This window comes from Pseudomonadota bacterium (assembly GCA_022361155.1).
Lineage (GTDB): Bacteria > Myxococcota_A > Polyangia > Polyangiales > JAKSBK01 > JAKSBK01.
Map to the genome: position 1 here is coordinate 21,306 of JAKSBK010000374.1, position 6,216 is coordinate 27,521.

Annotated in this window: 2 protein-coding genes; both read left to right on the forward strand. The window is 67.4% G+C overall.

Going from position 1 to position 6,216, the window contains the following annotated elements; translation table 11 throughout:
- The first annotated feature begins 17 nt into the window (after positions 1-17).
- Positions 18-3,770, forward strand: coding sequence for a DUF3857 domain-containing protein (locus MJD61_14405; protein ID MCG8556462.1), 3,753 nt, complete (start codon positions 18-20; stop codon positions 3,768-3,770).
- A 119-nt stretch (positions 3,771-3,889) separates the two neighbouring features.
- Positions 3,890-6,216 (forward strand): hypothetical protein (locus MJD61_14410; protein ID MCG8556463.1); only part of this gene is annotated, 2,327 nt, incomplete at its 3' end.

Here is a 6,216-nt window from a genome sequence, read left to right on the forward strand (position 1 = left end):
CGCCAAAGGACAGGGCCGTGCTTGTTCCTTCACGCATCCTCGGGGAGCCGCCCTCTTCGATCGAGGTGAAGTTGCTGCGAGCATCGGGATCCGAACCGAGACGACCAGTCGGAAACACAGGCCGCTTGCCCATCGGTGCGGCGGTGTTGTGCGCGCTCACCCCGCTCGCGCTTTGCGCTGCTCGCGCAGCTGCCCACAACCCGTTCGACCAAGCTCAGAGCAATCGAGCCGCGCGCGTGGCGCGGCTGGCGCCTTCCCCCAGGGCCGTGGTGCCGCTGCTTCGGCTATGGAACGACTGGGATCGTTCGACCCCCAGCCACTCGCTGGCGCTGCTCGAAAAGCTGGAGAGCAACCGCCGGCTGCCGCATGCCCTGCGCGCCTACGTTTCGCGCCTGCATGCATTGGGTCAAGCGCGCAACGGCCGGATGGATATCGCGCTAGAGACGTTCGATGCGCTGGGCTACCTGCGCCGCTGGCACGTGATCGGCCCGTTCGACAACGAGGGCAAGACCGGACTCGACCAGACGTTCGCGGCTGAGCGACGGCCTGCCGAGCCCCCTTCGCTGGACGAAGGCTACGAAGGCAAGGCCCGGAGGGTGCGCTGGCGTCTGTTGCCCGACGTCGTGCGTTCGGGCTACGTACCGCTCGAGCACGTCCTTTACCCGAAGACCAATGCCTGCGGCTTCGCCGAGACCGTGGTGCATGCCGAGCGCGCGCGCGCGCTAGCGCTGTGGGTGGGCGCGGCCGGAGCAGTCAAGATGTACTGGAACGGCCAGGAGGTAGTGCGCGACCCGGCGTATCGCGGAGCCGGTCCCGGCCGCAGCGCCGTCGTGGTCGGCGCGCACAAGGGCCCCAACCGGATCCTGGTCAAGGTGTGCGTGGCCAAGGGCGCCTGGGGCTTTTACGTGCGCGTCACCGACCCGAGCGGGCGCCCGGCCAAGGGCCTGCGTCTGCGCGAGAGCCACGACACACCCCCTCAGGTAAGCCGGGGCCACGGGATCGCCCGCCTGCCAAGGGCTCCACGTTCCCTGCTGCAAGCGCTCGAGCAGGCGGCGGCACGCCCTCGTCCGACGGCGCAGGCCCTGGAGGATCTCGCCCGGATGCTGACCTACACGCGTGCCGACGATCCGGCCGAGCGGCGCGCGAAACAGCTGGCCGCTCTGGCCGCGCACAGGCGACCGACGCTCCCGCGGCTCGAGCTCGCAAGCTCGCTCGCGGAAACACGCGGCGAGCGCATGCGTTTCGCAGAGGCCGCCATGACGAAGTTCGGCAGCGCTGCCAGGGCCAAGCTGCTCATGGCGTCGGTCATCGCGACAGGACCCAGCGCCGAAAGCGCGCTGCCCCTGCTCGATGGCATCCAAGGCGACGGCGCAACCTCGCTGCGCGCCATGGCCCTGCGCGCTCGCATCCTTGGAGGACTCGGACTCGAACGCGCAAGCCTCGCTGAAGTGCGCAGGCTCGCCAAGCGTGCGCCCTCATCTCCATGGGCGATTCGCATGCTGGCAGAAGCCACCGCAACGGCCGAGCTCATCGACGAGAGTCTGGCCCTGCGCCGGCGACTGCTCGAACTGCGCCACGACGATCTGCGTTCGCGTCGCATCTTGCTCGTGGATGCGCTCGAGCGGGGACGAACGCGTGAAGCCTTCCAGCAGCTCGACAGCTTGCGTATGCTCGGTGCCGGCAGCTCGCGAACGCTGCAGTACGTGGCCGGTGTCTACGACGCCGTGGGCCGCAGCGACCTCACCCTGGCCACCTACCGCGAGGCCATGCTGCTTTGCCCCCACGATCCGAGCAGCCATGTGCGTTACGGCAAGGCGCTGCTGCGTGCCCAACGACCTGACGCCGCGGCGCAGGCATTGCGCAAGGCGCTCGCCCTGCGGCCGCAGGATGCCCGGGTACGCGAGCTGCTCGAGCAGATCCGCCCCGAGCAACGCGCGGACGAGGCCTATGCCGCGGTCTCGGACACCTTCCTGAAGCGCCGCAAGGACTACGCCCGCTACTCCAACAGCGTGCTACACGATTTGACCGTCAACACGGTCTACCCAAGCGGTCTGGGCTCGAGTTTTCGCCAAGAAGTGTTTCAAGTCCACGACAAGGAGGGCGCGCGCAGGCTACGCACCTACTCCATCCGCTTCGACCCGATCACACAGCGGGTCGATCTGCGGCTGGCCCGCATCTACCGGGCCGGACGCACGCTCGAAGCCATCCAAACCTACGAGCGCCAGCTGGGCGAGCCCTGGTACCGCATCTACTACGACACGCGCGCGCGCGTCGTGATCTTTCCCGATCTCGAGCCCGGCGACGTCGTGGAGTTGCGCTACCGCGTCGACGACGTCGCCCATCGCAATCTCTTTGCGGACTACTACGGCGACCTCAAGCTGTTCCAAGGTCTCGTCCCTTCGAGGCACATCGAATACGTGCTGATCGCGCCGGTGTCCCGGTCGCTGCATCTACACAAGCCACGGCTGTCCGATCTGGAGTATTCGCAGCAGACGCGAGGCCAGCAGCGCATTCATCGCCTGGTCGCCAAGGACGTACCGGCGATTCAGTCGGAAGTTGGGATGCCCGGCATCGCCGAGGTGAGCCCCTACCTGCACGTCTCGACCTACGAGAGCTGGCAGGACGTCGGCCGCTGGTACTGGGGGCTGATCAAGGACCAGCTTTATGCGGACGAAGCGCTGAAAGCGACCGTGCGGAAGCTGACACGTGGAGTAAGCGACATCCGCACGAAAGTGGAGCGAATCCACAACTGGGTCGTGCGCAACACGCGTTACGTCGCCCTTGAATTCGGGATTCATGGCTACCTGCCTTATCGGGTGCCGCTCGTGGTGCAGCGCGGCTTTGGCGACTGCAAAGACAAAGCTTCGTTGATCTACACCATGCTGCGTGAAGCCGGCGTAGCAACGCAGATCGTGCTGGTTCGTACACGACGCAATGGGCGCATCGAAGGGCTTCCGGCATCGCTTGCCGTGTTCGACCACGCCATCGCCTACGTGCCTGATCTCGATCTGTACTTGGACGGAACCGCCGAGCACAGCGGCACGCAAGAGCTGCCGGCGCAGGATCAAGGTGTCATGGTGCTGCATGTCGGGCCCGAGACCGCCGAGCTTCGCCGCACGCCCACGGCGCTTGCGACCAGCAATCATCGCCGGCGCAAGCTACAGGTCGCGCTGGCGGCGGATGGTTCGGCGAAAGTACGGGGCGACGAGCTCGTTCGAGGCGTGGAAGCGGCCAGCTACCGCGACTACTACCAGGCCGCCGGAACACGCCTGGAGCGCCTCGAGCGCGTGCTTGCCGCAGATCATCCGGGCATCCGGCTCAGCTCCCAAGCGTTCCGATCGCTTGCGGATCTGCAGAGCCCGGTCCACTACTCGTATCGGGCACAGGTGCCTCAGATGGCACGCCTCGACGGCGACGAAATGCACCTGGCGCCCTCGACGCTCAACAACCTGGTACGTACGTTCGCGCGCAGCCCTTCGCGCCGCTACACCCTCGACCTGCAAAGCACCTCCTCGTATCTGGAGGAGCGCTCCGTGACCTTGCCCGCGGGCACGTCTGCGTCGATGCCGCCCGGCGGAGAGGCACGCTCGGCCTTCGGCCGGCTGCGACTGCAGTTTCGGGCACGGGGCAACCAGGTAGTCGGCCGTACCGAGTTCGAGGTCACCCGGGATCGGGTCGCGCCCGGGGAATACCCGGCGTTCCGGCGCTGGGTGCAGCAGGCCGACATGTTGCTCAGGCAGCGCGTGGTCGTGCGGCGGAGCCTGCCGTGATCCGGGCTCAGGGTTCAGGGTCCAGGGTCCAGGGGCCGCAGGGGCCGCAGTCGCCGCCGCGCACGCTACGCCGTCGACCATCTGGTGTCGTTTCGTTTGGATCGGTCCTGTGCGCGTTCGTGGCGCTCGCGTTGTCGATCGGTTGCGGCGGCGCGCTTGGTTCCCGCTCCCCACTCACGCTGGCCGCGTTGCGGCAGCAGGCAGACACGGCTCCCGGCGACACGCTGCTGCAACGCAGGCTGGCTGCCGCCGAGCTGTTCGCGCCCGGAGGACGATCCGAGCGCGCGCTGGTGGCGCTCGAGCACGCGCTGGCGGAGCCGGCCGACCTGCGCGTGCTCTTGATGTGGGCCCTTCATAGCGACTTGCACGGGCATCCCGACCAGGCCCTCGAGGCCTACCTTCGCAGCATCCATCTAGCAGCAGGATCACAGGATCGGCTGGCGCCGGACATCGCAGAAGTCGCCATGGCGGCCGTTTCACAACTCGAGGAGGGCGTGACCGATTATGCGGGCCGGGTGCGCGCCGGGCTCGAACCGGTGCTGGCGCGCCTTGCACCGCCGGCACGACAGCTGGCCCTGCAAGTCTTGTTTCGGCTGGCGCTGCGGCAGGGCGATCGCGCCCGAGCCGATCGGTTGCTGCAGCAGGCTGGCTGCATCCGCGCCTGGCGCATCGCCGGGCCCTTCGGCCCCTACGACCTGCTCGGCTTCGACGCACAGCACCCGGCCTCGCCGGGCCGCATGCTCGCTGATCGATACGACCTCGGCCCGGGACGTGGCCTGCGCCACACGCGCACCGCGCGTACAGGCGAGTGCAGGTTGAGCCTCGGCGACGGTCCGCTGGCCGCCGCAGGCACGACCTACGCGCAGGCGTTGCTGCAGCTCAGCCGCAGTGGCCCGTACGTGCTGCGGCTTCAGACACCCAACGCGGTCGAAGCATTCGTGGACGGGCGCTCGGTCCTGCGACTCGACAGGCGGGTCGAGAGCCTGCCCAACGTCGTGCTTCGCCAGCTCGACCTTGAAGCAGGATCGCACAGGCTGACGCTCAAGCTGAGCAGCCGCCATCACAGTCCCGTCGCATCGGTCTCCGTCAGTCCAGGCCAGCTGCCCGGGGAGCATGCCACGCCGAGGGCTTCTGTCGAACAGGCGTTCGAGCACTTCGTGCATCTGGCCAGGATCGTCGGTCGCGGCGACACCGTCACGGCACGCGAGCTGCTCCGAAGACAGGACCCGTCGCTTGCCACGGCGATCGCCCTGCTCTACCGCGCGGCGCTGGCGCTTAGCGATCCGCTGATGCCCGGCAACGTACGCCGTGACACAGCACGGCGCGCATTGAAGGCCAGCCGCGAGCGCGATCCAGGCCTTTGGTTCCCTACGCTGTGGCTGGCGCGTTTGGATGCTGCCAACGGTCGCGACCTGGAAGCGATCGCTGCGCTACGCGAGGCATCAAAGCGCTGGCCGCACGTGCTGCCTGTCCGCGTCGCCCTCATCGGGATGCTCAACGAGCGAGGTTGGCATGCCGAAGAAGAGCAGCGGATCGCGGACGCTCGCGCGGCGTTCCCCGAGGCTTGCACACTCGTCGCCGCGCAGCTCGCCGCGGCGCGTCGACGCGGCAGAGCTGCCGAGGCACGACGATTGTCCAACAAGCTCAAACAATGCGATGCACGTTCGAGCGCGCTGCATGCCGCGCTGATGCGCCAGCGTCGTTGGGACGACGCCCGAGCCGAGCTCGCACGCCTCGATGCCCTAACGCCGAAGCCAAACGCCTACGCGTCGCTTCTCGAGCACCTGGAGCTCGCGCGCAGGCAAGGAAACAGGCACGAAGCGGCCCGCTTGCTCAAGACGCTGTACAAGCGCTACCCGCGATCCACGCTGGCGGTGCGTGAACGGATCGACGCGCTGCTAGCACGGGGGCGCCGGGATGCGGCCCTTTCGTTCCTGACGCATGCGATCGACCGCGAACCGGCCGCCATGGGCTCGCTGCACCACCTGCGACGATCACTCGGCGGCGATGCGGTGCTCGAGGGCTATCGCGCAGACAGCAACAGCGTGCTTCGGGACTTCGAACGCTCCGGTCGCAGCTACGACGCCCCCCAGGTCCTGTTGTTCGACTACATGATGACCCGCGTCTTTTCGGATGGATCTTCCCTAGAGCTCGTGCACACGATCCACCGTGTCCAGAGCCAGGAGGCCGTCAACGACCTCGGTGAGGTCAAGGTTCCGCGCGATGCGCGCGTACTGAAGCTGCATACGATCAAGCCGGACGGCCGGCGCATCGAGCCCGACTCCATCGCAGGCAAAGACACGATCTCGTTGCCCAAGCTGAAGCCAGGCGATTATGTCGAGTTCGAGTACGTACGCTCCGTGGAGCCTCCCGGTGGCTGCCCAGGAGGCTACCTTGGGCCGCGCTTCTTTTTCCAGAGCTTCGAAGTGCCGTTCGATCACAGCGA